The following is a 26749-nucleotide window of genomic DNA, read 5'->3' as shown; positions in this document are numbered from 1 at the left end:
ACGGTGGACGGCCGCATACGGCGCCCACACAGCCAAGTCGAGCACAATGCCGGCATGGATTTTCCTCAGATCGCCTTCCTGCTGATCCTGGGCGCAGCGCTGTATTTGTTCATCAGCGAGCGCCTGCGGGTCGATGTGACCGCCATGTTGACCCTGCTGGCGCTGGTGCTGACCGGCGTGCTCGACGCCAAGCAGGCCTTGTCGGGCTTCGCCAGCGAACCGGCGATCATCGTCGCGGCGGTGTTCGTGATCTCCGGCGGCCTGGCCGCGACCGGCATCACCGAGCGCCTGGGCCAATGGATCGGCGACGCCTCCGGCAAGAGCGAGACCCGCGCGATCGCGGTGACCATGCCGGCGGTCGCGGTGCTGTCCTCGTTTACCCACCATGTCATGGTCACGGCGATGATGCTGCCGATCCTGACCCGCTTCGCCAAGGCGCGCGGGCTGTCGACCTCGCGCCTGCTGATGCCGATGTCGTTCGCCGCCTCGCTCGGCACCACCCTGACCCTGGTCAGCGCGCCGGCCTTCCTGCTCGCCGACAACCTGATCGAACGCACCGGCGCGCCGGGCCTGGGCATCTTCTCGATCACTCCGATCGGCTTGGCCCTGGTCGCGCTGGGCATGATCTACATGCTCGCCACGCGCTGGCTGTTGCCCAAGCGCGGCGGCGAGCACGGCGACGACGGTTATCTGCGCCTGGACCGTTACCGCACCGAGCTGTTGATCGTCGAAGGCTCGCGCTGGAGCACCCGGCCGCTGGCCGAATTGCAGAAAGCGCTCGGCGACCGCTTCGTCCTCATCGGATGGCTGCGCGACGGCCAGCGCCGCCAGGACCTCGGCCCGGGCAGCCCGCTGATCAGCGGCGACATCCTGCTGGTTGAGGCCTCGGCCGACGCGCTGGCCTCGCTGCACGACGACAGCGGGCTCGATCTCAACGCGATCGCGCGTTTCGGCGGCGGCATCGAAGGCGACGGCGAGCCGCAACTGGTGCAGGCGGTGGTCGCGCCGGGCTCGGAATTCATCGGCCGCAGCGTGCGCGAACTCGACTTCGCCCGCCGTTTCCACGCCGTCATCGCCGGCCTGTGGCGCCGCCAGGGTGCGGTCGCGCCGCGCCTGTCGGACGCGCGCCTGCGCGAGGGCGACCTGCTGGTGCTGTGGGGCCGCCCCTCGCGTTTCGCCGAACTGGCCGCGCACCACGGTTTCCTGATGCTGGTGCCGTTCGCCGGCGAAGCGCGCCGGCGCATCCGCGCGCCGCTGGCGCTGGCGATCCTCGCCGCGACCGTGATCGCCGCGGCCACCGAATGGCTGCCGGCGTCGCTGGCGTTCCTGCTCGGCGCAGTGGCGATGGTGGCCACGCGCTGCGTCGACGTCGAACAGGCTTACCGCGAGATCGACGTGCGCATCTTCGTGATGATCGCCGGGGTGATCCCGCTCGGCGTGGCGATGGAGCAGACCGGCACCGCGCAATTGCTCGCGCAGGGTTTGTTGCACGTGGTCTCGGGCTGGTCGCCGCTGGCGATCTTGCTGATGATGTTCGCCTCCGCCGCCTTGCTGACCCAGATTTTGTCCGACGCCGCCACCACCGTGCTGCTCGGCCCCATCGCGATCTCGCTGGCGCAGTCGCTCGGCCTGCCGCCGACCCCGTTCGTGGTCTGCACTGCGCTCGGCGCGGTCGCCGCCTTCCTGACCCCGATCGGCCATCACGGCAACCTGCTGATCCTCGGCCCGGGCCAGTACCGCTTCAACGACTTCCTGCGCATCGGTCTGCCGCTGACTGCGATGATCGCGCTGATCAGCGCGTGGATGGCGCGGTGGTTGTGGCTGGGCGGGCCGTTGTGGCCCGTGTCGTCCTGACGCCCTTGTCTCGTCGGTTCTTCGCTTCGCTATCGCGGGCATCGGCGGCGGCGGCCGCATCGATCGATCGTGTCGACGAAACGCTTCAACGTTGGATGTGCTCGTACCGGTAGCAGTCGCGATCGGTTCGCGATGGCGGGGTAGGGAATTTCCTACCCCACGTTCGGCGGTCCACTGAGAGCAATCGGTCCCAGCTTGCCTCAACTTAGCCAGGCCCCGGCAGCGCGACGAGTGCGTTGGCAAGGACGCCGCTCAGCAAAGGACTAGTTCGCCGCCTTGAGCAAGCGGCCCAGCTGGGCCGGGCCCCTTCTTCCTTTCGATTCCTCCGAATCCAGGCACGGTCATGCGTTACACGGTGCAACTGAGCGAATCCGACTATCAAGGCCGCCGCCTGTCGTGCGACGTCGCCGACGAACACTTCAGCGATGCCCTCCAGGCCTCCCATGCGGCCAAGACCGAGGCCTTCCACCTGACCGTACAGCTCGGCCTGCCGGTCGCGATCCGCATCTTCGAAGACAGCCGCATCTATCTGTCCCACATCATGCCGGCGCCGCGACGCTGAGCCTTCGCGTCTTCGATCGCTTCCGCACCCCGGGGTCAGTGGTAGGAGCTGCGTGAGCTGCGACCGCGGCTGACGGCCAGCGGCGCAGGTGGCGGGTCACTGCGTGGTCGCGACTTGCGTCGCTCCTACAAAAGGACCTCTGACCTCAGTCGGAGCTTTGAGGTCTCTGTAAGAGCTGCGTGAGCTGCGACCGCGGGCTGGCGGCCGGCTGCGCAGGGATGGGCGACTGCGCGGTCGCGACTCACGTCGCCCCTACAAAAGGACCTCTGGCCTCAGTCGGAGCTTTGAGGTCTCTGTAAGAGCTGCGTGAGCTGCGACCGCGGCCTGGCGGCCGGCTGCGCAGGATGGGCGACTGCATGGTCGCGACTTGCATCGCTCCTGCATTCGAACCTGCATCGTTCTCGCGTCGGCGATCTCTGCGGAACCGTATCCGCAGCACCAGCATCGACCGATTATCCGGCGTCCGGCGACACCGCGAAGTAGACGCCGTCGACGCTGCCGTTGAGGCCGCAATACTCGGGGCCCAGCAGCGGTTTGCCGTCCGCGTCCAGGGCCTGCACGCGCAGGGCGGCGCCTTCGCGGGTCAGCTTCAGGGAGCTGCCCCGGTCGTCGTCGACCTGCACTTTCAACTCCGCGCCGACAACGCGCCCGCTGCCGGCGGTGTCGCAAAGCCAACGTCCGTCGAGAGGGTGCGCGGCGTTGGCTTCGACCGTCAGCCGGCCTGCGCCATCATCGACCACGTCGACGCCGCCGGCGACATTGCGCCAACGTCCGACCACACCGGGCGGCGGGTTGCCGCGGATCTGCGACAGCGCGCGGGCGCGATCGTCGAGCAGGGCCTTCAGCGATTGCGTCCGACCCGCCGGCGCGGCGGCGGCGTAGGCCGCATCGCGCACGCCGACGAACCAGCGCTGGTCTTCGCGCAGTGCTTTCGCAGCCTGGGCATCGAGCGACTTTCGCAGGCGCTCGTAGGCGCGGCCGACCGCGGCGTCCGCGCGCGCCAGGCCGGCATCCCTGCAGATCGCTTTCTCCACCGGCGCCGCGGCCTTGGCGCAATCGAACGAGGGTTTCGCCGGTGCGGGGGTGGATGCGAGTACCGAAGCTGGCAGCGCGAGCGACACGGCAAACAAGACGGAAGAGGCGAGGGCGGGGACGGTCACGGCGGCGGGTCCTTGGCTGCGCGGGGCTGGGCAATGCTCGCTTACTCGGCTTTCGGTAAGGCGTACGGACATTGTCGACCGTCTAGGCGAGGCTTCGCCAGCCCATACGCCAGGACACGCCCGGCAACGCGCGATCCAGCGGCTTCGCCACACGATGGCAACGACCCCAGGGGGGCACAGCGATAGCCCCGATATCCGCCAGCACCTGGCTCGCGCGCCGCCGCCGGACAGGCCGGCCAGCACCGGCAACGGCTGCGACGCCCCGCCGCCGCGAACGACTCAGTACATCGCGATCAGAACAATTCCAGCTGCGGGGTCGGCTTGCGCGGAGGCACGAACTGGCTGGTGTCCAGCGCCGGCAAGCGCCCGTAGCCATGCTTGCGCCAGGCTTTCTGGAAGCGTTGCCCGATCAGCTGAGCGAACGGGCCTTCGCCGCGCATGCGCTTGCCGAAGGCGCTGTCGTAGTCCTTGCCGCCGCGCATCTGCTGGATCAGGCTCATGACGTGCGCGGCGCGGTCGGGGTAGTGCAACTGCAGCCAGTCGCGCCAGACCTGCTTGAGTTCGTGGGGCAGGCGCAACAGCACGTAGCCGGCGGCGCGCGCGCCGGCCTCGTGCGCGGCGGCGAGGATCTGCTCGAGCTCGCCGTCGTTGATCATCGGAATGGTCGGCGCGACCATCACCCCGACCGGCACGCCGGCCTCGGCCAGGGTGCGCATGGCCTTGAGCCGCGAATGCGGCGCCGAGGCGCGCGGCTCCATCTTCGCCGACAGCTGGTTGTCCAGGGTGGTGACCGAGAAGTACACCGAGACGAGGCGCCGCCGCGCCATCGAAGCCAGCACTTCGACGTCGCGCACGATCGAGGCGTTCTTGGTGATCATGCTGAAAGGGTGCGAGCAGGCGTCGAGCACTTCCATCACGCCGCGGGTGATGCGGTAGCGGCGTTCGATCGGCTGGTAGGCATCGGTATTGATGCCGAGCGCGATCGGCGAGCACTGGTAACCCGGGCGGGCGAGTTCGTTCTGCAGGCGCTCGGCGGCGTTGACCTTGGCGAACAGCCGGGTCTCGAAGTCGAGGCCCGGCGACAGCTCCAGATAAGCGTGCGAGGGCCGCGCGAAGCAATACACGCAACCGTGTTCGCAACCGCGATAGGGATTGATCGACTGGCTGAAGCCGACATCCGGCGAATCGTTGCGGGTGATGATGCTGCGCGCGGTTTCCTCGCGCACCTGGGTGTCCGGGCGCGAGTCCGCGCCGGCCTCGTCGTACAGCGAGCCCCAGCCGTCGTCCTCGCCCTGCACGGTGGTGACGGCGTAGCGCCCGGCCACGTAGGACGCCGCGCCGCGTCCCTTGAATGCGCTGGGCTGGATCGAGAGCTGGGCTTTGCGTGCGGCGTCCATCCGCGCAGGCTACGCCGGGCGCGTCGCAGGTTTCGCGACGCGCCTGGATCGCTCGGTTGCGGCCGGGCCTCGTCAGCAAGCTGAACAGGCCTGCCGGCGCTTCAAGCTTGCCGCGGCGCAGCGAGCTCAGTCGATCGCGAAGCTGGTGCTGACCGAGGCGCTTACGCTGATCTGGCCCACCGAGATCGTCTCGCCGTCGGCCGCTTCGCCGCCGCCGCTGTTCTGCATGACGTTCTGCGCCATCTGGCCGCCGCTCATGCCGCCGCCCCAGCGGCTGCCGCTGCGCCACCAGCCGCCGGCGTACGACTCGGACACGTTCAGCACCGGCCCACGGCGCACTCCGAGCTCGGCGGCCAGCGCATCGGCTTTTTCCTTCGCCGCCTGGATCGCCAGGGCCCGCGCGGCGTCGCGATGCTTGCGCAGCTGCGAGGTGCGGAATTCGATGCCGTGGACGTACTGCACGCCGCTGGACAACAGCCCGGTCAACACGTTCTCCAGCTCGCCGATGCGGGTCAGCCTGATGCCGATGCTCTTGCGCACGATGTAGATCTGCGGCTTGGTGGACGAGTAGTCGTACTGGTAGCTCGGCTCGATGCTGATGAAGTCGGTCTGCACGTCCTTGTCGGGCACGCCGCTGCGCTTGAGGAAGGCCAGGGCCTTGGCGAGGTTCTCGTCGTTGCTGCGCTTGGCCTGGTCGAGCTGGGCGTGGCGCGACTCGACCCCGACGTCGAGCAGGATCAGGTCCGGCACGACCTTGATCTCGGCCGAACCCGATACGTTGATGCTGCGCGGCTCGGAGGCTGCGAACGTCTGGGACGAAGGCAGTACGAGCAGGGCGGCGATGAGGAACCGGTGGATCATGGGAGTCCTTCCTGTGGATCTGGCGGGCGAAGCCGCATCCTACGTCGGCAGCCGCCACGGCGAGGCCGCGCTCGCGCGGGCTATGCCGGCCCGGGCCGGCGGGCTAGCCTAGGCGCCGCGCCGCCGTACCGGTGGCGCCGCTGCATCGATGGAGTCGCCCAACGTGCTGGACCTGCTGACCGACCTTTGGCGAGACCTGCTCGCCATTCCCCACCTCGGCCTGTACCTGACTGCCGGCTGGGCCGTGTACCTGCTCGGGCTGAGCTTCTGGATCGTGCTGCAGAAGCGCGAACCGGTGGCGACGATCAGCTGGCTGATCAGCCTCGCCGCGCTGCCCTACATCGGCTTTTTGATCTATTACTTCTTCGGGCCGCTGCGCATCCACCGCCAGCGCCTGCGCCGGGTGCGCGCGCGCGCCTCGCTGCCGGCGCCTCCGGACGGACTGGCGCCGTCGCCGGAGGCGATCGAGCTGGCGCGGCTCGGCCAGGCCACCACCGGCCTGCCGCCGACCACCGCGACCGACGTGCGCCTGCTGATCGACGGCGGCGCCAAGTACGCCGCCTTGCTGGCCGATATCGCCCAGGCGCGCGAGCATATCCACCTGGAGTACTACATCTATCTGCCCGATCGCACCGGCACCACGCTGCGCGACGCGCTGATCGAGCGCGCCCGCGCCGGGGTCAAGGTGCGGCTGCTGATGGACGCCGTCGGCTCCGGCCAGACTTCGCGCCGCTTCATCAAGCCCCTGCTCGACGCCGGCGCCGAAGTGGCGTGGTTCCATCCGATGCGGCTGCGCTGGTTCTGGCGCCGGCCGTGGCTCAACCTGCGCACCCACCGCAAGATCGTCATCATCGACGGCCTGGTCGGCTATACCGGCGGCATCAACATCACCGACGAGGAAGACGAGCGGCTGCGCGAAGACGCCTATCGCGACCTGCACCTGCGCCTGGAAGGCGACGTGGTGCGCGAGCTCGAACTGGTCTTCACCGAGGACTGGTGCTACGCCACCGGCCAGCCGCCGCTGAAACTGCGGCACCCGCCGCCGCGGCCCGGGCACGTCGCCTCGCAGGTGGTCACCTCCGGGCCGGATTCGCCGTGGGAGACGATCCACCGCGTCTACGTCGGCGCGATCCACGCCGCGCAGCGCCGGGTCTGGCTGGTCACGCCTTACTTCGTTCCCAGCGAGGCCGCGCGCATGGCCCTGACCTCGGCCGCGCTCGGCGGTCTCGACGTGCGCCTGCTGGTGCCCAAGATCAGCGACAGCCGCCTGGTGACCTACGCGGCGCGTTCCTACTTCGACGAACTGCTCGACGCCGGGGTGAAGATCCACGAGTACGGCCCGCGCATGCTCCACACCAAGGCCCTGCTGTGCGACGACAAGATGGCGATCATCGGCAGCGCCAACTTCGATCACCGCAGCTTCCGCCTGAACTTCGAGATCTCGGTGATGTTCTACGACGAACAACTCGCCGGCGAGTTGGCGACCCTGATTCAGGACGAGTGCTCGCGCGCGCCGCGGGTGCGCCCGGACCGGGAGCGCTCACTGTGGCGCTCGCGCCTGCCGGAGGCCCTGGCGCGGCTGGTCTCGCCGTTGCTCTAGCGGTTTGTGCCGCTGGTCGCATCCGACGGCGACCCCAGCTGCCGCCGCTGCGGGTGCGCGCTACACTCGGGCTGGACCCGGTCGGGTCCATCCGTTCCGGCCCGCCACCGTTCGTGTGGCCGGGGTTTGCGTTTCGGAGCCCGCCCCTCCACCGGACCGGGCTTTTTCGTCAGGGAGCACGCCGCAATGCCTTGGGTTTACCTGCTGCTGGCCGCCGCCGCCTTCGTGCTGGCGCTGAAAACCACCTCGCCGGGGATCCTGGCCGTCAGCCTGTTGGCCGCACTCGGCTTCATGCTCGCCGGCGTCATGAGCCTGCTCGCACGGCGTCTGGACAACACCAGCCGCGACGTGTCCTCGATCGTCGACCCGATGGAACTGCGCCGCCTGCGCGAACAGGCCGAGGCGCGCAAGCTGGCCGCGTCGTCGCAGTCTGAAACCTCGCCGAACTGAACGCCGCCGCGCCGCCGATCCGGCCCGCGCCGGATCGGCGATCGGCGTAATCCGGCGATAGCGCGCACGCCGACCACTCGCCGTGTCCGGCGCGGCGCGTTAGGCTTTGTGCCATGACCGCCCTCAGTGTCAACGTCAACAAGATCGCCGTGCTGCGCAACTCTCGCGGCGGCAGCGAGCCCGATGTGCGCCGCGCCGCGCAGGCCTGCCTCGATGCCGGCGCCCATGGCATCACCGTGCACCCGCGTCCCGATGCGCGTCATATCCGCGCCGACGATGTCTACGCCTTGTCCGAACTGACCCGCGCGCGCGGCGTCGAGTTCAACATCGAAGGCAATCCCTTCGCACCGCCGCGCGAAGGCTATCCCGGCCTGCTTGCCCTGTGCCGGGACACGCTGCCGGCCCAGGTCACCCTGGTGCCCGACGGGGACGATCAACTCACCTCCGACCACGGCTTCGACTTCGAGCGCGACGGCGAACGGCTGCGTCCCCTGATCGCCGAACTGTCCGGACTCGGATGCCGCGTCAGCGTGTTCGCCGACGCCGACCGCGACGGCATCGAGCGCGCCGCCGACCTCGGCGCCGCGCGGGTCGAGCTGTACACCGGTCCTTACGCCGAAGCCTTCGACGGAGGCGAACTCGACAGCACGCTGCAGACCTTCGCTGCCGCCGCCCGCCGGGCCCAAGCCGCCGGCCTCGGGGTCAACGCCGGCCACGACCTCAGCCAGGCCAATCTGGGCGCCTTCCTGCGCGGCGTCCCGAACGTCCTCGAAGTCTCGATCGGCCACGCCCTGATCGGCGAGGCCTTGTACCAAGGGCTGGACGCGACGGTGCGTGGGTATCTGGATGTGATCGCCAGGGCGCGTTGAATCGTTTGTATCGAAGCGGCGTATTCGCGCCGGGGTAGGAGCGACGCAAGTCGCGACGGCGACCTTTCAACATCGCGTCGAGACTAGCCGCAGCCCGTCATGGGGTAGGCGCGGCGCAAGCCGCGACCGCCATGCTTCGGGCTCGCTTGCCTGCCGGAACTCTCCGTAGGAGCGACGTGAGCCGCGACCACGATGCATCGATCTCGCGTCGATGCCAGCCGCAGCCGATCAGGGTAGGAGCGGCGCAAGCCGCGACATCGCTGTGTCGGTCTTGCGGCGTCTCTTTCAAGCAAGATCAAGATCAAGATCAAACCTAAAGCTTCCGCCACTAAAGCGGCGGGTTACTTTCTTTTGTCTAAAGCAACAAAAGAAAGGTAACCAAAGAAAAGTGCTTCTTTTTGAATCAAGGGCCCGCGCGTTCGATGCCGACGCAGGGATTTTTCATACGGGACATCCCTGTCCCGATGAAAAACGGCCCGCATCCCTGCGGGCCGCCCTCCGGGTCTTCGATGATCTTCGCGAGTGCGCGGCGGCGCACAGCCAAAGCAAAGCCACCGCGGTCGCGGCCGCAATCAACTGACGCGCGCGACCTCATCATCCCTATAGGAGCGAAGTAAGTGGCGACCACGGAACGCGCAGAGGTAGCGGGGCCGTCGGCATTCGTAGATGCGGCGCGGTCGCGCCGGGGTAGGAGCGGCGCAAGCCGCGACCACGCATCTGCGGCTGGCGGCGCAGGCGGTCCCGGTTGCGCGGTCGCGACTTGCGTCGCTCCTACCCAGGAGCAGAGGCGACGCATCGGTTGTCGTCGTCGCAGATTTTGATTTGCTTTATCGCTTTGCCGGTCAAATGAAGACCCGTAGGGCGGCCCGCAGGGATGCGGGCCGTGCGCAAGCAGGCCAGGGATGGCCTGTCTGGAGCATTCCGGCGTCGGCATCGATCGTGCGGGCCTTTGATTCAAAGAAAAGCACTTTTCTTTGGTTACCTTTCTTTTGTTGCTTTAGACAAAAGAAAGTAACCCGGCCGCGTCAGCGGACGGAAGCTTTGCTCTTGATGTTGCTTCATCGCTTTGCGGCAATAAGCGCCGTAACCGCCAGCCGCGCTGTGCGGCTCACGCCGCTCCTACAAAGACATCCCGGCTGCGCCGCGAGAATGAGGGTACGCGGTCGCGACTTGCGTCGCTCCTACCCCGGCGAAAGTGCGCTGCCTCGATGAGCGGCGTCGGCCTCGGCGCCTCTGCGCATTCCTTGGTCGCGGCTTGGGCCGCTCCTACTCCAAGGGCTCGGCGCGAAACCGGCATGGATGCCTTTATGCGCCGAGACCGGCAGCGACGAACAGAACGAGACGGCCGCCCGGCAGGCGGCCGTCTCGGGTCGATCAACGCGAACGATCGACGCGTCGCGCAACCCTCAACGCGTCGAGATATTGCTCAGGCCGCTGTCGCGCGCCGCGGAGATCGCATGGGTGAATCCCTGATAGTCCGCATCGGCGTTCGCGCCGACTTCGAGCACGGTGTCCGGCGAGGCCTGCGCCAGGCCTTTCAGCGCGGCCGGCAATTCGCTGGCCGACAGGCTGCGGCCGTCGAGTTCGAAGCTGCCGTTCTGCTCGACGAGCAGGACCGCTTTCGGCGCCACCGGCGCCGGTTTGTCGTGGGGAACCGGCAGGCTCAGGTTCAATTGGCCGGTCAGCATCGGGGCGGTGACCATGAAGATGATCAGCAGCACCAGCAGCACGTCGACCAGAGGGGTGACGTTGATTTCGGCGACGACATCGCCGTTGCGGTACGCGGGAGCGGAATAAGCGGAGCCGGCCATAAGCACCTCCATCCTGGGGCGGAACGCCCGGCTTCACGTTAAGCCCGTCGCAGTTCGCCGCGCAAGAGGAGGGCGGTCGCGGATAAAAAAACGCCGCCCGGTGGGCGGCGTTCTCACGACGGTAAGCGTCGGTTTCGCAAGAATTACTTCTGCACGAAACCGATCTTTTTCATGTCTGCGTTTTTGGCGTAAGCCAGCACCTTGGCGAGGATGCCGTATTCGGCGTCTTCGTTGGTGTCGATTTCTAGCAGAGGTTGATTGGTGGGATCGCGTTGAACCGTTTCCTTCATCATCCCCGGGATCGCCTGCAGCGGCGTGGGGTTGTCGTTCCAGAACACCTGGCCAGTCGCGTCGATCCGCAGCGCGATCGGCGGCGGCGGTTCCTGCGTCTGGGGCGGCGGGTTCAACGTCGGTTGCGGCAGGTTGACGTCGATCGGGTAAGACACCGTAGGCGCCGTGACCATGAAGATGATCAGCAGCACCAACAGCACGTCGACCAGCGGGGTCACGTTGATGTCGGAGATCGCGCCGCTATCGGAGTTGTTGCTGAAAGCCATGTGCTCGGTCTCCGATTAACGTTCTTTGATCGCGATGAAGCCGACCTTGCGCATGCCCTGCCTCTGCGCAATCGTCACCACTTCATTGACCACGCGGTACTTCGTGGTGCGGTCGCCGCGGACGTTGATCTGCGGCTGCGGGGTCTTTTGCGCTTCAACCGAAAGACGGCTCTCCAGCTGGTCGCGGGTGACCGGCTCGTCGTTCCAGTACAGCGAGCCGCTCTCCTGGATCGCCAAGGTGATCGGCGGAGTCTTGGGCGGCTCCTCCGTCTTGGTGAGAGTGGCTTCGGGCAGCTTGATCTCGACCTTATGGGTCATCAGCGGCGCGGTGATCATGAAGATGATCAGCAGCACCAGCATCACGTCCACGAGGGGCGTGACGTTGATGGTGGCCATGGGGCCGTTGTCGTTGCCTGTACTGAAGGCCATGTCCGAACTCCAACTACGCTAAATGAGAGGCGTCAGTGTTGATTAGCGCTTGTTCGACAGTTCGCCGACGCGCGAGCCGGTGGCGAAGAAGTCGTGCAGGTCGTGGGCGAAGGTGTCGAACTTGTTGTTCGTGACACGGTTCAGACGCACGAAGAAGTTGTACGCGAGCACGGCCGGGATCGCGACGAACAGACCGATCGCGGTCATGATCAGCGCTTCGCCCACCGGGCCGGCAACGGCCTGGATCGAGGACTCGCCGCTGGCGCCGAGGCGGAGCAGGGCGTGGTAGATGCCCCAGACCGTACCGAGCAGACCGACGAACGGAGCGGTCGAGCCGACGGTGGCGAGCACGGTCAGACCGGCTTCCAGACGCGAGCTCTCGCGGGTCACGGCCTGACGCAGAGCGCGATCGACGAACTCCGAGCGGTTCAGCGACTCGACCAGGCGCGAACCTTCGTGGCGCTGGTGGTGAGCGGCGGCCTGGGCGGCGTCGAGGGCGATCTTGGAGAACGGTTCGCTGCGCGACTGTTCTTCCATGTAGCGGATCGCGTCCTGTGCGTTCGGGGTTTCCCAGAACGTGCTGACGACGCGGTCGGAAGAGCCGCGCAGGCGCAGATTCTTAACGAAATTGATGACGATCCAGTAGACCGACAGAACCGACATCAGCGTGAGCGTGATGAACACGATCCAGCCGACGAGGTCGAAGTTCTGCAACAGATGCGAAAAGCTCATCTGCTGAAGCGCTTCAGCGTTGGAGCCTCCGGCGGCGGCGGTGGTGGTTTGCTGCAGCATGACGCTTACCTTTGAATGTCGTGGAAAGGAAAGAAGGTATTACGAAGTAGCGGTGTTCATCAGGCGGGACAACAGTCGCGCCGACCCCGATCAGGTCGGCGGGACGAAATCGACGGGAACGCGGACGCGGCTGGCGACCGGTTGACCGTTGCGCACTTCAGGGTTGAAGCGCCACTTGCGGGCAGCGTCCATGGCCGCGCGATCCAGGTTGCGGTTACGGCTGGATTTTTCGACCTGCACGTCCATGACGTTGCCCTGGGCGTCGATGCTGATGACCAGGACTACGGTACCGCCCACGCCCTGGCGGGCTTCGGTCGGCGGGTACTTCGGCGGATTCAGGCGACGCGAGGACGGGTCGACGCTGGAGCCGATGTCGCTGGCGGCCGTCGGCGGCGCAGGCGGTGCCGGCGGCGGCGCAGGCGGGTCGATCGGACTCGGGTCCAGATTCTCGACCGGCGGCTGGTCCGGCGGCGGGGGAGTCGGGGTCGGTCGCGGCGGGGACAGTTCCTTCGGAGGCTGCTTGAGCTCCTTGGGCGGTTCCGGCGGCGGCGGCGGCGGCGGCGGGGGCGGCGGCGGAGGCTTGATGATGTTGACCATCGTCACCTGCTCTTCGTCCTGCTGCTGGGCAGGTGGCGTCATTGGGGCCAGCAACAACAGGAGCGCCGCGGCATGCACAGCGATCGCGCAGGTGATACCGGCAATACGTGCCCAGTTCAACCCTTCGCGGTCGTTGTCATCTTTCCTAACTTGGAGTTCGAGGTCTTGCGTCATGCCGTCAGCTCGGGAGGTGTTTCCGGACGCCAGGGCGCCTCGGGCCATCGTTCGGTTCCTGCAACCGTTTCCAGTCGCGGGAACCTCCTAGCATATACCAAACCGCGTCACAGGTTCCAAGCGCGGTCGGGCTTCTCTTTGCCGAATTACTTGCCTTTCAGCGCGAGAATCTTGTTGGCGTCGTCGGGCTTTTTAACGCCCTTCGCTATCGCCTGCTTGGCGGCTTCCTTTGCCTCGGGAATGCGGTCTTCCTGCCACAGGACGCGGGCGAGATTGAGGTACGTCTCACCGTCCGGTGCGAGCGGAGCCGCTTTCTTGTACGCATCGATCGACTTCGCAGTCTGATCGGAGAAGTAATAGGACTGGGCCAAGGCCACGTAGGCCTGGTAGTCCGGCTTGAGGACGCCCTTCTCGAGGCCCTCGGTGATCACGCCGGCCGCTTCCTTCTCCTTGCCATCCAGATTCAGATAGGTGGCATAGAGCTGGCGGTAGTCCTTGTCGTCGGTGAACTGACCGGCAGCGCGCACCTTTTCCAGCACGAGCGCGGCCTTGTCGAGCATGTCGGCCTGCGAATACACCGCGGCGACGTTCATCTGGGCGCGCTTGTCGTTCGGGGTCTTGGCGGCGATCGCCTCGGCGATCTTGGCCGCTTCGGCGCCCTGATTGTTCTCAATGTAGCTGGCCATCAGCAACTGCTGCCATTCGACCTTCGGCTCGGGCGAGGCGTCGATGGCTTCCTTGATCGCTTTGGCGGCGTCGGCGTAACGCTCCAGGCGGTACAGGGCATTGCCGCGCACGATCAGGTGCTCGGGCTTGGTGCTCTTGGTCTCGGCCAGGAAACGATCGACCGTCGCCAGCGAATCGGCGTACTGGTCTTCCTGCAGCTGCAGCTGGGCCATCATGAACATCGCGCCGAAATGGCCGTTGTTGTCCAGGCCGTTGAACTCCAGCGCTTGCTTGAGATAGGCGATCGCGGCCTTGCTGTCGTCGCCGTCGTAGGCGAGCTGGGCGCCGATCTGCGCGGCGAACGAACGCTCGTAGGCGTTGAACGCGGTGTTGGCGATGATTTCGTCGGCGACGGCGCGCGCCTCGGCGGCCTTCTCCTTGTCGTAGAACTCCATCATCTTCTGCAGCTTGGCGCCGCCCTTCGACGATGCCTTCGCGTCCGGCGCGGTGCGCGTCGCGTTCGGGAACTGGTTCTCGGCCTTGGTGGCGGTGCCCTTGCTGGCTTCCTTGTTGGCGCGGCGCTGCGCATTGCGCTCGGCCATGCTCTGCGCGTTGACCTGGGAGACTGCGCCGAAGACCAGCGTCACGCCGATCGCGGCGGCCAGCAGGGTGCTACGGCGGGTGGGTTGCTTGCTCATGTACTCACCTCAGAGAGACTCAGCGGCCGCAGGCGGGTGGCCTTGTGGCGGAACGGCGCAAGGCCAAGGGGCCGTCACGCTAACAGAAACTTGGGGCCGCGCGATACGGGTTAAGACAGCCATTTTCACCTGGATTTCATCCACACTTCGGCGTACGGCCGGAGGCGCGGGCCTGCTCGAAGGTGGGAATCAAGGCCCCGGCGCGAGCGTTCAGCTCCTGGATGCGCGATTGAGGGTCGGGGTGAGTGGAGAGCCATTGCGGCGGCCGCGAGGCGCTCGCGGCGATCATGTTCTGCCACAGATTCACCGCTTGGCGGGGGTCGTAGCCGGCCTCGGCCATCAGCCGCTGGCCGACCACGTCGGCCTCGCTCTCCTGGGTGCGCGAACCCGGCAGCAGGAAGGCGGTCTGCAGGGCCGCGCCGCCGAGCTGGTTGGTGGCGTTGACCGCGCCTTCGCCGTAGCGCGAGCCGACCAGGCTGCCGAGGATGCCGAGACCGACCTGGGCGCCCATCTGCCGGGTGATGCGTTCGTCGTGGTGGCGCGAGACCACGTGGCCGATCTCGTGGGCGATCACCGCCGCGAGCTGGTCCTGGTTCTTGGCGACGGTGAAGATGCCGGTGTTGACGCCGACCTTGCCGCCAGGAAGGGCAAAGGCATTGGGCGAATTGTCGGCGAACACGGCCACGTCCCAGTTGGCCTGCCAGCCCTGCGGCAGCTGTCGGGTGATCGAACTCACCACGCAGCGCACGTAGGCGTTCTGGCGCGAATCGGTGCTCAGGCGCTGCTTGCTCTTGGCCTCCTCGAAGGCCTTGGCGCCCATCAGGTCGAGCTGGTCCTGCGACACCGCACCGATGTGCTGGGTCCGCCCGGTTGGCGAGGTCGTGGTGGCGCAGGCAGCCACCACGGTGGCGACCGAAAGCGCAAGCAGGATGCGTTTCATGGCGATTCCCCAGAACGAACCAACTTTGTAGCGCCGCCTGGATTAATACTTCGTCAACGAGGGGGGCTCAGAGGCTTGCAAAAAGCGCCGCGCCGGCCACCAGGTTGTTGAGCGCGTGCGCCGCATAGGCCGCCCACAGGGTGCCGGTGCGCCGGTAGACGGTGGCGAAAACCACGCCCATGAAGGCGTACACGACCCACAACAGCAGCATGTTCCAGCCCTGGCTGGCGCCGAGGCCGGGCGGCTCATGGACCAGTGCGAACGCGATCGAACTCAGCGCCAAGCCGAGCCCGGGCCGTCCCGCCGCCCACAAGCGGCCGAACAGCACCCGCCGGAACAGCAGTTCTTCGTAGGCCGGCGCGATCAGCACGGCGAAGATCAGCAACAGCACGGGGTGTTGGGCGACCGCCTCGCTGAGCACCAGATTGCTCGGTGTCATCTCGATCTGCAGCTGCTGCGCGAGCAGGCCGACCAGCATGCTGAAACCCATGGTCGCGAGCAGGGCGACGAGAATCGCGATCCAGGTCGGTTTGCGCCACAGGGCGCGCCAGGAGGCCGCGCATTCCGCGCGCGTCGCGCGGCGACGCAGCAGGTAGACCGTCGATGCGGCCAGGCCGGTGCCGACCAGGGTGATCGCGATCATCGCATCGGAGCCGGCGTCCAGTTCGACCGGGACGCCGCGCAAGCCGTGCACGACGCCCCACAGCAGGCCGCCGAGCATGACGAAGGCGGCGAGCAACACCACCGACAGCAGCAGGTCGATCGCGAAGCCGGCGACGCTGCCCAACCATCCGCTGCGCGTCGCCGCCGGCGAGGGCGACGACGCGGCGACGACGTCCACGGGGACGACGTCCGCGCCCGGATCAGACGTCGAGATTGGCCACCTTCAACGCGTTGTCCTCGATGAACTCACGGCGCGGTTCGACCACATCGCCCATCAGGGTGCTGAAGATCTGGTCGGCGGCGACCGCGTCTTCGATGCGCACCTGCAACAGGCGGCGGGTTTCCGGATTGACCGTGGTGTCCCACAGCTGCTCGGGGTTCATTTCGCCCAGGCCCTTGAATCGCTGGATCGCGCGGCCCTTCTTGGCTTCGTCGAGCAACCAGGCCTGGGCCTGGGCGAAGCTGGCGACCGGTTGCGCGCGATTGCCGCGCACGATCTGCGCGCCTTCGCGCACCAGGCCGTGCAGCATCGCCGCCGCGTCGCGCAGCGAACGCAGTTCGCCGCCTTCGAACGCCGACAGCGGCAGCACCTGGATCAGTTGCTGGCCCATGTGATTGCGCGTGACCAGCAAGGCGGCCTGGCGGGTGTCGTTGGCCGGGTGCAGCGCCAGCGAATAGCGCGGCTTGCCGAGGCCGGTCTGGTTGAGGCGCTTTTCCAGCGCGTCGAGCTCGTGGCGTTCGTCGACGTTCTTGAGCAGGTGCTCGGTGTCGAGCGGGGTGAAATCGATCAGCGCCTGCAGCACGTTCGGATCGTAGCGATGCGCGTTGCGGGCGATGGTTTCCTTGGCGCCGGCGTAAGCGAGCAGCAACTTTTCCAGCGCCGCGCCTTCGATCGGCGGCTCGCCGGTGGCCGGAATCAGCGCCGCGCCCTCGACCGCGTTGTTGGCCAGGTACTGGTCCAGCGCGGCATCGTCCTTGAGGTAGATCTCGTTCTTGCCCTGCTTGATCTTGTACAGCGGCGGCAGGCCGATGTAGATGTGGCCGCGCTCGATCAACTCCGGCATCTGCCGATAGAAGAACGTCAGCAGCAGGGTGCGGATGTGCGAGCCGTCGACGTCGGCGTCGGTCATCAGGATGATGCGGTGGTAGCGCAGCTTGTCCGGGTTGTACTCGTCCTTGCCGATGCCGGTGCCGAGCGCGGTGATCAGGGTGCCGACTTCGGCGCTGCCGAGCATGCGGTCGAAGCGCGCGCGCTCGACGTTGAGGATCTTGCCCTTGAGCGGCAGGATCGCCTGGGTCTTGCGGTTGCGGCCCTGCTTGGCCGAGCCGCCTGCGGAGTCGCCCTCGACGATGAACAGTTCGCTGAGCGCCGGGTCTTTCTCCTGGCAGTCGGCGAGTTTGCCGGGCAGGCCGGCGATGTCGAGCGCGCCCTTGCGGCGGGTCAGGTCGCGGGCCTTGCGCGCGGCCTCGCGGGCGCGGGCGGCGTCGATGATCTTGCCGGTGATCGCGCGGGCCTCGTTCGGGTGTTCCTGCAGGAACTCCTCCAAACGTGCACCGAACGTGCTCTCAACGACCGGACGGACCTCGGAACTGACCAATTTTTCCTTGGTCTGCGACGAAAAGCTCGGGTCCGGCACCTTCACCGACAGCACCGCGATCATGCCTTCGCGCATGTCGTCGCCGGACAGGGCGATCTTGGCCTGCTTGGCCAGGCCGCTGCGCTCGATGTAGTTGGTCAGGGTGCGGGTGAGGGCGGCACGGAACCCGATCAGGTGGGTGCCGCCGTCCTTCTGCGGAATATTGTTGGTGAAGCAGAACATCGTCTCCTGGTAGGAGTCGGTCCACTGCAGCGCCACGTCGACGGTGATGCCGTTCTGCTCGCCCGACACCGAGATCACATTCGGGTGCAGCGGGGTCTTGAGCTGAGCCAGGTGCTCGACGAAGGAGCGGATGCCGCCCTCGTACTGGAACACGTCGCGGCGGCCTTCGCCGCGCTCGTCGACCAGGGTGATCTTGACCCCGGAATTCAGGAACGACAGCTCGCGCAGGCGCTTGGCCAGGATGTCGTAGTGGAACTCGACATCGGTGAAGATCTCCACCGCCGGCTTGAAGCGCAGCAGGGTGCCACGCTTGCTCGAGGCCTCGAGTTGCTTCAACGGGTAGAGCGGCTCGCCGAGCGAGTATTCCTGCTGGTACTGGTGGCCGTCGCGCCAGATGTTCAGCCACAGGTGCTCGGACAGGGCGTTGACCACCGACACGCCGACGCCGTGCAGGCCGCCGGAAACCTTGTAGCTGTTGTCGTCGAACTTGCCGCCGGCATGCAGCACGGTGAGGATCACCTCGGCCGCGGACACGCCTTCTTCTTTGTGGATGTCGACCGGAATGCCGCGACCGTTGTCGTAGCAGGAGACCGAACCGTCTTCGTGCAAGGTGACCACGACGTCGTCGGCATGACCGGCCAGCGCCTCGTCGATGGCGTTGTCGACGACCTCGAAGACCATGTGGTGCAGGCCGGTGCCGTCGTGGACGTCGCCGATGTACATGCCCGGGCGCTTGCGCACGGCCTCGAGACCGCGCAAGACGGTGATCTTGCTGGAGTCGTAGGTCTGCGATTGCGGGATCGGGTCGGAGGTCGGGTCTTGCGAGGGGTCGTGCTCGGTGTTGGTCATTGCGTCAACAGTCTCCGACGACGCGCTGCCGGCGAAGGCGCCGAACGCGTCGAGACACAGTAGTGAGTGGTCGCAGTATAGCAGGCGGGGCGTACGGGCCGGCTGGGCGGACGCCGCCCCGGAGCGCCGGGTGGGTGGCGCTTGAGGCCGAAATGGGCTCCGAGGCGCTTACAACGCCGTTATGGCGTTCTAGATGGTGGCTGAGAGGCTTTTTTTAAAGTCGCCGCGGTCGGCCAGGAGCATGTTTCACGTGGAACATGGTCTTCCGCCGCGGCGACTGGCCTGGGCCGGGCCGATTCGGGGGCGAGAACGGCCGGCGACCACGTGGCAGACGCCGACGATGTCTACGGCCAGGGAATGCGCGGCCTGACTCGAGCCGCCGGTAGCTGCAGCAAAGCAGGCGCTGATCCCCTCACCAGGACGGCGGCGGTGAGTGGCCGCCTGATCCGCTCGGCGGCAGACCAAGCCAACCCGGCAGGGGACTGCCGCGCGTCGACGCGTCCGAACAGCACCGCCCAGTGCCGCTCATCCATCGCGCAACGCGCCGATGTCGCGAACTGCGCGAGGTATGACCCCGCTCAGCCCGCGCGCGACAGCTCGCCCAATTGTCCGTGTTCCACGTGGAACCTGGTCAGTTCCACCCGCATCGAGGCCAGGGCCGGCGGCGGATCGGTGCCGGTGATGAAGACCTGGGCCTTCGAAGCCAGCAGGCGCTCCAGCACCCGTTGCTGGTGATTCCGGTCGAGCTCCGAGGCCAGGTCGTCCAAAGCCACGACCGGCCATTCGCCGCGGATCGCGGCATGGTGTTCCGCCTGAGCCAGCAGCGCGCACAGGGCGGTCAGCTTGGCCTGGCCGCGCGACAGGGCCTCGCGGCCGGGCAGGCCGCCGAAGGCGATGCGCCAATCGGCGCGATGCGGCCCGACCGAGGTGTAGCCGGCCAGTTGATCGCGTTCGCGGGCCAGCAGCAGGGCGTCGGCGAGCGGAAACTCGTCCCGTCGCCAGCCGGACAGGTAATCCAGGCGGACCGAGCCCAGTCCCGGCGCCAATTCGGCGGCGAGGGCAGAAAACTTGGGCTGCAGCTCGTCGAGGTACTGGTGCCGGCGCCGGGTCAGCGGCTCGCCGGCCTCGGCGAGCTCGTGATCCCAGGCATCGAGTTGGCCGTCGCGGGCTCGCGCCTTGAGCAGGGCATTGCGCTGCTTGAGCGCCCGGGTATAGCGGCGCCACAACGGAGTGAAGTCAGGTTCCACGTGGAACAAGCCCCAATCCAGGTAGCGTCGGCGGATCTCGCCGGCTCCGGTGATCAGGGAATGGCTGCCGGGCTCGAAACTGACCACCGCCAAGGCGGCGCATAGCTCGCCGAGCTGGGATACCGAGGCACCGTCGAGCCGGCCGACCCATTCCTGGCCGCTGTGGCGCAGCCCGGCCTTGCGGCGCGGCTCGCGCCGGGCCTCTTGCCACTCGACAAAGACCTCGAGCGCCGTATCCCCGGCCCGGATCAGCCCATCGCGCACGCGGCCGCGGAAACTGCGGCCGTAGGCCATCAGATGCAGGGCTTCGAGCAGGCTGGTCTTGCCCGCACCGTTTTCGCCGGTAATCAGATTGATTCCGGGAGCCGGCAACAGGCTGACTTCGGCGAAGCGCCTGAAACCACGGGCTTCCAGACGGGTGACATGCATCGGCAGATGATCGCAGAAGGGGAGGGCCTGCCGAGGGCAAGCGATCCGAAAGCCACAAACGGACACGCCCGGACAGGCCGGGCGTGTGATGTTCCACGTGGAACCGGGCGTCAGCCAGGTCCTGCGCTGGCCGTTACAGGCGCAGCGGCATCACGACGTGGCGGCAACGCTCGTTCGAGGCCTCGCGCACCAGGGCCGAGGAGTTCGCATCGCGCAACGCCAGGATCACATGCTCGTCGCGCAGGGCGGTCAGGGCGTCGAGCAGGTAGTTGACGTTGAAACCCACGGCCAGGTCGTCGACCTTGGTGTCGGCTTCGACTTCTTCCTGCGCTTCTTCCTGTTCCGGGTTGTGCGCGCTGATCTTGAGCTGGCCCGGCGAAACCTCGATGCGGACGCCGCGGTACTTCTCGTTCGACAGGATCGCGGCGCGCTGCAGGGAGGCCCGCAGGATTTCGCGCTCGATCTTGACCTCGCGGTCGGCGCCGATCGGGATCACCGCTTCGTAATCCGGGAACCGGCCGTCGATGAGCTTGCTGGTGAAGGTGACATCGTCGCGCTTCACCCGGATGTGGCCGCGGCCCATCTCGAGTTCGACCTCGCGATCGCCGCCTTCGAGCAGGCGCTGCAGTTCCTGCACGCCCTTGCGCGGCACGATGATCTGACGCTTGGTCTGGGCATTGCCTTCGTACGGCGCTTCGCACAGGGCGAGGCGATGTCCGTCGGTGGCGACGCAGCGCAGGCTGTTCTCGCGCAGGTCGAACAACAGGCCGTTGAGGTAATAGCGCACGTCCTGCTGGGCCATCGCGAACGCGGTGCGTTCGATCAGTTCCTTCAGTGCGGCTTCCGGCACGCGCACGCGCTCGGTCGCTTCGACTTCGTCGATCGACGGGAAGTCGTTGGCCGGCAGGCTGGACAGGGTGAAGCGCGAACGCCCCGCCTGCACCGTGACCTTTTCGGCGGTCTGCGACACGGTGACCTTGCTGCCGTCCGGAAGCGCTCGAATGATCTCGAACAGCTTGCGTGCCGGAATCGTGGTTTCGCCGTCCTTCGCATCGTCGACCGCGACCCGCGAAATCATTTCGACTTCGAGATCGGTACCGGTCAGCGAGAGCTGCCCGTCCTTGACCTGCACGAGCAGATTGGCCAGGACCGGCAAGGTCTGCCGGCGTTCGACGACGTTGACCACTTGGGCCAACGGCTTGAGAAAGACTTCGCGTTGCAGGCTGAAACGCATGCGGACCCCTTGCCCGTCGGTGGGCCTAAGCCCATTACTAAAGAGATGTATAAATCAAAAGCTTGGTGGTGATGGTGTAGCGAAAAACGCTGGAGAAGTCACTTAAACATTTGATTTACAAGCGGTTTTCGGCACTTCAAAAGCGGGTAGAACTGGCCCTGGGCATGCGGTACATCCTGTGGATAAAAACGGCGCCTGCTGGCGGCCTCTGACTTGTCCACAGTTTGTACGACTTTCATCCCCCGAGTTATGCCTTTCGCAACAAGTACTTACCGATTACCTTGTGCTCGTCGCAGCGCGAACCCCGAACCCCGAACCGGTCAGTTCCGGGGCCCCCGCGGCAGCGACGACGCCGGCGTCCCGGAGCAGCTTCCCGGCCAAACCGCGGTCCCGGCGAACGGAGCGGACGACGGACATCCGGACTTCGAACGTCGGCATCGAACTCTCGCGGTTTTACGACGACAGCATCGAACGGTATTGCGTTCCCACCGGGTGAGCGCGGACCGCGATGCGGTCCGGGCGGCCTCACTCGCTGAGCTTGCGAATCAACTTGTCCCAATCCTCACGCAGCTTGCCGTCGGTTTCCATCAAGGTGCGGATCTGCCGGCAGGCATGCAGAACGGTCGTGTGGTCGCGGCCGGCGAAGGCATCGCCGATCTCCGGCAACGAGTGCTCGGTCAGTTCCTTGGTCAGCGCCATGGCGACCTGACGTGGACGAGCGAGCGAGCGCGTACGCCGTTTCGACAACAAGTCCTTGATCTGAAGGCCGTAGTAGTCTGCCACGGTCTTCTGGATGTTGGGGATGCCGATCGCCTGCTGCTGCGCACGCAACAGGTCGCGCAGGGTCTCCTGGGCGAACTCGGTGGTGATCGCGCGGCCGGTGAAGTTGGCGCGGGCGGTCAGCGTATTGAGCGCGCCTTCCAGGTCGCGCACGTTCGAGCGCATCTTCTTGGCCAGCAGGAAGGCGACTTCCTCGGGCACCGCGGCGCCGCGTTCCTTGGCCTTGGAGATCACGATCTGGGCGCGGGTCTCGAAGTCCGGCGGCTCGATCGCCACCGACAGGCCCCAGGCCAGGCGCGACTTCAGCCGCGGCTCGAGCCCTTCGACCTCGCGCGGGTAGCGATCGCAGGTCAGGATGATCTGCTGCTTGCCGTCGAACAGCGCATTGAAGGTGTGGAAGAACTCTTCCTGGGTGCGGTCTTTGCCGGCGAAGAACTGGATGTCGTCGATCAGCAGCGCGTCGACGCGCTGGAACTGACGCTTGAACGCATCCATGGTCTTGTCCTGCAGCGCCTTCATCATCGCGCTGAAGAACTGCTCCGAACGCAGGTACATCACCCGCATCGCCGGATTGGCGTCGCGCATGGCGTTGCCGGCGGCGAACATCAGGTGGGTCTTGCCCAGGCCGGTGCCGCCGTACAACAGCAGCGGGTTGTGGGCGCGTTCGCCGGGTTTCTGTGCCGCCTGCCAAGCCGCGGCGCGGCCGAGCTGGTTGCTGCGGCCTTCGACGAAGTTGTCGAAGGTGTAGTGATTGTCGAGGTTGCCCTGGAACGGCTCGGGCGGCGCGACCGGACGCGGCGCGCTGACCGCGATTTCAGACTCGCGCGCCACCGCCGGCACCGCCCGCGGCAACGAACCGATCTCGAGGCTGACCTCGCCGCTACCGGCGAAATACGACAGCAGCTCGCGGATCCGTCCCAGGTAGCGTTCGCGCACGTGTTCGACCACGAATGCGTTCGGCGCGTACAGCACGGTGACGTCGTCGCGTCGCGTCGCCTGCAGCGGTTTCAACCAGGTGTGTACATCCTCGACCGGAAATTCGGCTTCGAGGCGTTCGAGGCAGCGGGGCCAGGCTTCCATCTGTAATGCGTCTTCTTATGTGTAACTGACTCGGTCGGCAGGCCTGGCGGCGCAGCGGACGAAAGCGGCCGAGCGCACGATGCGGACATCGTGGCGGACAGGGCCGGGGGTCGGTCAGACTACCATCGGGACCCAGTCCGGAACAGGACTAATCCACAGGTTCATGCACAGGTTGCGCGGCCCGCGCCGACACGCACAAGGGCATCGGCCCAAACGTCAAAGTAAACAAGGGCTTGACCCGGACTCTGAGCACCCTCTAGAATCGGCGGTCCTATTACGTCGTTACATCGAGCCGGATCATGGCCACCAAGCGCACCTACCAGCCCAGCAACCTCAAGCGCAAGCGCGACCACGGTTTCCGTGCCCGCATGGCGACCGCCGACGGCCGCAAGATTCTCGCCCGTCGTCGCGCCAAGGGCCGCAAGCGTCTCTGCGCCTAAGCGTCGATTCGGCCGCCTGCGCTGACCTGGCGTCGCGCGGCCGTTCGCATACGATGAATTCGACCCGCTTCCCGCGCACCGCGCGGGTACGCGCGCGCTCCGACTTCGATCGAATCTTCAAGCATGGTCGGCGCGTCGCGCTGCCCGTGCTTGCTTTGCATTTTCAAGCCGATCCGGCCGTCGCTCCGCGACTCGGCCTGGCCGTGTCGCGCAAGGTCGATCCGCATGCGGTCGGCCGCAACCGCATCAAGCGCATCCTGCGCGACGCCTTCCGTCACCTGCGCGCCGAGCTGGCGCCGGGCGACTATGTGATCGTCGCCCGCCCCGGCGCCTCGCGCTGCAGTGGCGAGGAACTCCGCGCCGCTCTGCATAGTCTGCTCAAGCGCGCCGGTACCCGGCCTGCGCCCGCATTGCCCACGACTCCTGCGCCCGGCACAATGCCGGCCGCTTCCCCTTCCGACCCCCTGCCGGACCCCGGTCCCGGCTGAGCCTGCCTGCTGCCCATGAACCAGACCCGTGCTTTTCTGATCCTCGCCTGGCTGATGGTGGCGACCTTGTTGTGGATGGAGTGGGGCAACGAGAAGTCGGCTCCGCCGGCTCCGATTGCGGCCGCCGTCGCTCCGGCCAGCAGCGTGCCGACGGCTGCGCCGTCGGTTGCCGCCGGCGTGCCGGGCGCTCCGAACACCGCCGCGGTGCCGAGCACCCCCGCCGCCTCGACGGTGAGCACCGCCGGCGCCGCCGCCGGCGAACCGCTGGTCGTGGTGACCACCGACGTGCTCAAGGTCAACCTGCGCGGGGGCGAGCTCAGCGAAGCCGACCTGCTCAAGTACCCGAAGACCTCCGAGCCGAACAGCCCGCCGATGCGTCTGCTGGCCAGCGACTCGACCCTGTACTTCGTCGCCCAGAGCGGCTGGGTCAGCCAGGGCAATGCCGCGCCGACCCACGAGTCGGGCTTCCGCTATGCCGGCGAGCAGCGCAACCTGGCCCTGGCCGCGGGCGCCAACGAACTCGCCGTGCCGTTCGTCTGGACCGGCCCGAACGGCGTCAGCATCCAGCGCACTTACACCTTCCGCCGCGGCGACTATGCAGTGCGCGTGCGCGACGAAGTGATCAACGCCAGCCCCTCGCCGTGGCAGGGCTACGTCTATCGCCAGCTCAGCCGCGTGCCGCGCGAGCTCGCCCACAAAGGGCCGTTCAGCCCGGAGCAGTACAGCTTCCAGGGCGCCGCCTGGTACAGCCCGACCGACAAGTACGAGAAGCGCAAGTTCGAAGACTTCAGCGACGACGGTAAGCTCGACAAGCAGGTCAACGGCGGCTGGATCGCAATGCTGCAGCACCACTTCTTCGCCGCCTGGATTCCGGGCGCGAAGGACGCCGGCCAGTTCTCGCTCGAAGAACTCAGCGCCGGCGGTGCGCCGCAATACCTGATCCGCGACATGGGCCCCGGCGTCAACGTCGCCCCGGGCGCCAGGGCGGTGACCGAAGCGCGCCTGTGGGTCGGCCCGAAGCTGGTCAAAGCGATCGAAGCGCAGGACGTGGCCGGCCTCGACCGCGCGGTCGACTTCAGCAGCTACAGCATCTTCGCGACCCTCGCCAACGGCCTGTTCTGGCTGCTGGAGAAAATGCACAACCTGTTCGGCAACTGGGGCTGGGCCATCGTCGGCCTGGTGGTGCTGCTCAAGCTCGTGCTGTACCCGCTGTCGGCGGCGCAGTACAAGTCGGCCGCGAAGATGCGCAAGTTCCAGCCGCGCGTCGCCCAGCTCAAGGAGCGCTACGGCGACGACAAGCAGAAGTTCCAGATGGCGTTGATGGAGCTGTACAAGAAGGAGAAGATCAATCCGGTCGGCGGCTGCCTGCCGCTGTTGCCGCAGATGATCATCTTCATGACCTTGTACTGGATGCTCGCCGAGTCGGTCGAGCTCCGTCATGCGCCGTGGTTCGGCTGGATCCAGGACCTGACCGCGCGCGATCCCTTCTTCGTGCTGCCGCTGATCAACATCGCGATCATGTGGGCGACCCAGAAGCTCACGCCGATGACCGGCATGGACCCGGCCCAGGCCAAGATGATGCAGTTCATGCCGCTGATCTTCGGCGTGATCCTGGCCTTCCTGCCGGCCGGCCTGGTGCTGTACCAGGTGGCCAACGGCGGCCTCGGCCTGCTGCAGCAGTGGCTGACCACCAAGCGCTACGCCGAAGCGCCGGCCAGCAAGGAATGACGGTCCGGTTCGCGTCCTGAACCGATCGACGAAGCCCGCCGCCAGGCGGGCTTCGTGTTTGTGCGAACGGATTCACCGGGGCATCCTTGCGATGTCTTTGCCGCGGGCTTTGCACGTGGAGCGCCGGCGGCCCCCTATCATGTCGCCCATGACCGACGCCTCCGCCCGCGACACCATCGCCGCCATCGCGACCGCGCCCGGCGCCGGCGGGGTCGGCATCGTCCGCCTGTCCGGCCCGCGTTCGCTGGCGATCGCCGAAACCGTCGCCGCGCGCGCCTTGCGTCCGCGCCATGCGCATTACGTGCGCTTCCGCGACGAACGCGACGAAACCATCGACGACGGCATCGCCCTGTACTTCGCCGCACCGGCCAGCTACACCGGCGAGGACGTGGTCGAGTTGCAGGCCCACGGCGGCCCGGCCCTGCTCGAAGCCCTGCTCGCGCGCGCTTGCGCGCTCGGCGCTCGGCGGGCGCGTCCTGGCGAGTTCAGCGAGCGCGCCTTTCTCGAAGGCCGCCTCGACCTGGCCCAGGCCGAAGCGGTGGCCGACCTGATCGCCGCGGCCGACGTCCGCGCC

General features: G+C 66.9%; 23 protein-coding genes and 1 pseudogene. 9 read left to right on the top strand and 15 right to left on the bottom strand.

The window, feature by feature from the left end; translation table 11 throughout:
* The first annotated feature begins 54 nt into the window (after positions 1 to 54).
* Positions 55 to 1854 (top strand): SLC13 family permease, encoded by a 1800-nt coding sequence (locus ACSAMQ_RS11300; RefSeq protein ID WP_435395732.1) that lies wholly within the window; start codon positions 55 to 57, stop codon positions 1852 to 1854.
* A 343-nt stretch (positions 1855 to 2197) separates the two neighbouring features.
* Positions 2198 to 2416 carry a hypothetical protein gene (locus ACSAMQ_RS11295; protein WP_435395731.1) on the top strand — a complete coding sequence of 73 codons (219 nt, stop codon included), beginning with the start codon at positions 2198 to 2200 and terminating at the stop codon, positions 2414 to 2416.
* Positions 2417 to 2868: 452 nt separating this feature from the next.
* Here the strand turns inward: ACSAMQ_RS11295 and ACSAMQ_RS11290 are convergent, their stop codons facing one another.
* From ACSAMQ_RS11290 to ACSAMQ_RS11280, 3 genes are all read right to left on the bottom strand, one after another.
* A complete protein-coding gene (locus ACSAMQ_RS11290) occupies positions 2869 to 3576 on the bottom strand; it encodes a lysozyme inhibitor LprI family protein (protein WP_435395730.1) in 708 nt (235 codons plus the stop codon).
* 293 nt (positions 3577 to 3869) lie between these two features.
* A complete protein-coding gene (locus tag ACSAMQ_RS11285; protein ID WP_435395729.1) occupies positions 3870 to 4973 on the bottom strand; it encodes a PA0069 family radical SAM protein in 1104 nt (367 codons plus the stop codon).
* Between the two features lie 126 nt (positions 4974 to 5099).
* The gene (locus tag ACSAMQ_RS11280; RefSeq protein WP_435395728.1) at positions 5100 to 5834 is read right to left on the bottom strand and encodes an SIMPL domain-containing protein; all 735 of its coding nucleotides are present in this window, start codon (positions 5832 to 5834) and stop codon (positions 5100 to 5102) included.
* A gap of 163 nt (positions 5835 to 5997) precedes the next feature.
* On the opposite strand from ACSAMQ_RS11280, the gene cls reads away from it, so the two are divergent.
* From cls to ACSAMQ_RS11265, 3 genes are all read left to right on the top strand, one after another.
* Positions 5998 to 7434, top strand: coding sequence for a cardiolipin synthase (gene cls, locus ACSAMQ_RS11275; RefSeq protein WP_435395727.1), 1437 nt, complete (start codon positions 5998 to 6000; stop codon positions 7432 to 7434).
* Between the two features lie 186 nt (positions 7435 to 7620).
* Complete coding sequence (locus ACSAMQ_RS11270) at positions 7621 to 7884, top strand: hypothetical protein (protein ID WP_435395726.1); 264 nt, start codon at positions 7621 to 7623, stop codon at positions 7882 to 7884.
* A 113-nt stretch (positions 7885 to 7997) separates the two neighbouring features.
* Positions 7998 to 8753, top strand: coding sequence for a pyridoxine 5'-phosphate synthase (locus ACSAMQ_RS11265; protein ID WP_435395725.1), 756 nt, complete (start codon positions 7998 to 8000; stop codon positions 8751 to 8753).
* Between the two features lie 1406 nt (positions 8754 to 10159).
* Here ACSAMQ_RS11265 and ACSAMQ_RS11260 read toward each other — a convergent pair.
* From ACSAMQ_RS11260 to dnaA, 12 genes are all read right to left on the bottom strand, one after another.
* The gene (locus tag ACSAMQ_RS11260) at positions 10160 to 10564 is read right to left on the bottom strand and encodes an ExbD/TolR family protein (protein WP_435395724.1); all 405 of its coding nucleotides are present in this window, start codon (positions 10562 to 10564) and stop codon (positions 10160 to 10162) included.
* Positions 10565 to 10707: 143 nt separating this feature from the next.
* Positions 10708 to 11121 (bottom strand): ExbD/TolR family protein, encoded by a 414-nt coding sequence (locus ACSAMQ_RS11255; RefSeq protein ID WP_057916050.1) that lies wholly within the window; start codon positions 11119 to 11121, stop codon positions 10708 to 10710.
* A 15-nt stretch (positions 11122 to 11136) separates the two neighbouring features.
* Complete coding sequence (locus tag ACSAMQ_RS11250; protein WP_435395723.1) at positions 11137 to 11550, bottom strand: ExbD/TolR family protein; 414 nt, start codon at positions 11548 to 11550, stop codon at positions 11137 to 11139.
* 42 nt (positions 11551 to 11592) lie between these two features.
* Positions 11593 to 12342 carry a MotA/TolQ/ExbB proton channel family protein gene (locus ACSAMQ_RS11245; RefSeq protein ID WP_031374035.1) on the bottom strand — a complete coding sequence of 250 codons (750 nt, stop codon included), beginning with the start codon at positions 12340 to 12342 and terminating at the stop codon, positions 11593 to 11595.
* 90 nt (positions 12343 to 12432) lie between these two features.
* The gene (locus ACSAMQ_RS11240; protein ID WP_036149770.1) at positions 12433 to 13113 is read right to left on the bottom strand and encodes an energy transducer TonB; all 681 of its coding nucleotides are present in this window, start codon (positions 13111 to 13113) and stop codon (positions 12433 to 12435) included.
* Between the two features lie 146 nt (positions 13114 to 13259).
* Positions 13260 to 14477 carry a tetratricopeptide repeat protein gene (locus ACSAMQ_RS11235; protein WP_435395722.1) on the bottom strand — a complete coding sequence of 406 codons (1218 nt, stop codon included), beginning with the start codon at positions 14475 to 14477 and terminating at the stop codon, positions 13260 to 13262.
* A 136-nt stretch (positions 14478 to 14613) separates the two neighbouring features.
* Positions 14614 to 15417, bottom strand: coding sequence for a M48 family metallopeptidase (locus tag ACSAMQ_RS11230; protein ID WP_435395721.1), 804 nt, complete (start codon positions 15415 to 15417; stop codon positions 14614 to 14616).
* A 67-nt stretch (positions 15418 to 15484) separates the two neighbouring features.
* Positions 15485 to 16258: a lysostaphin resistance A-like protein gene (locus ACSAMQ_RS11225; protein WP_435395720.1), complete on the bottom strand. Its 774-nt coding sequence runs from the start codon at positions 16256 to 16258 to the stop codon at positions 15485 to 15487.
* A 22-nt stretch (positions 16259 to 16280) separates the two neighbouring features.
* A complete protein-coding gene (gene gyrB, locus ACSAMQ_RS11220; protein ID WP_435395719.1) occupies positions 16281 to 18749 on the bottom strand; it encodes a DNA topoisomerase (ATP-hydrolyzing) subunit B in 2469 nt (822 codons plus the stop codon).
* Positions 18750 to 19327: 578 nt separating this feature from the next.
* Entirely contained in the window at positions 19328 to 20425 is a 1098-nt protein-coding gene (gene recF, locus ACSAMQ_RS11215; RefSeq protein ID WP_435395718.1) for a DNA replication/repair protein RecF, read from the bottom strand.
* A gap of 133 nt (positions 20426 to 20558) precedes the next feature.
* Positions 20559 to 21659: a DNA polymerase III subunit beta gene (gene dnaN, locus ACSAMQ_RS11210; protein ID WP_435395717.1), complete on the bottom strand. Its 1101-nt coding sequence runs from the start codon at positions 21657 to 21659 to the stop codon at positions 20559 to 20561.
* Positions 21660 to 22184: 525 nt separating this feature from the next.
* The gene (gene dnaA, locus ACSAMQ_RS11205; RefSeq protein ID WP_031374043.1) at positions 22185 to 23519 is read right to left on the bottom strand and encodes a chromosomal replication initiator protein DnaA; all 1335 of its coding nucleotides are present in this window, start codon (positions 23517 to 23519) and stop codon (positions 22185 to 22187) included.
* A gap of 299 nt (positions 23520 to 23818) precedes the next feature.
* Between dnaA and rpmH the strand changes: the two genes are divergently transcribed.
* The 4 genes and pseudogenes from rpmH to ACSAMQ_RS11185 all read left to right on the top strand — a co-directional run.
* Positions 23819 to 23959, top strand: coding sequence for a 50S ribosomal protein L34 (gene rpmH, locus ACSAMQ_RS11200; RefSeq protein WP_031374044.1), 141 nt, complete (start codon positions 23819 to 23821; stop codon positions 23957 to 23959).
* A gap of 53 nt (positions 23960 to 24012) precedes the next feature.
* On the top strand, positions 24013 to 24447 hold the full coding sequence (rnpA, locus tag ACSAMQ_RS11195) for a ribonuclease P protein component (protein WP_435395716.1): 435 nt from the start codon (positions 24013 to 24015) through the stop codon (positions 24445 to 24447).
* A 15-nt stretch (positions 24448 to 24462) separates the two neighbouring features.
* The gene (yidC, locus tag ACSAMQ_RS11190) at positions 24463 to 26175 is read left to right on the top strand and encodes a membrane protein insertase YidC (protein WP_435395715.1); all 1713 of its coding nucleotides are present in this window, start codon (positions 24463 to 24465) and stop codon (positions 26173 to 26175) included.
* A gap of 148 nt (positions 26176 to 26323) precedes the next feature.
* Positions 26324 to 26749, top strand: a pseudogene (locus ACSAMQ_RS11185) (tRNA uridine-5-carboxymethylaminomethyl(34) synthesis GTPase MnmE); the annotation flags it as partial.

The organism is Lysobacter sp. 1R34A, assembly GCF_051217035.1.
Taxonomy (GTDB): Bacteria; Pseudomonadota; Gammaproteobacteria; order Xanthomonadales; family Xanthomonadaceae; genus Lysobacter.
The sequence above is the reverse complement of the archived record's forward strand: the minus strand, read 5'-3'. Positions and strand labels throughout refer to the sequence as shown.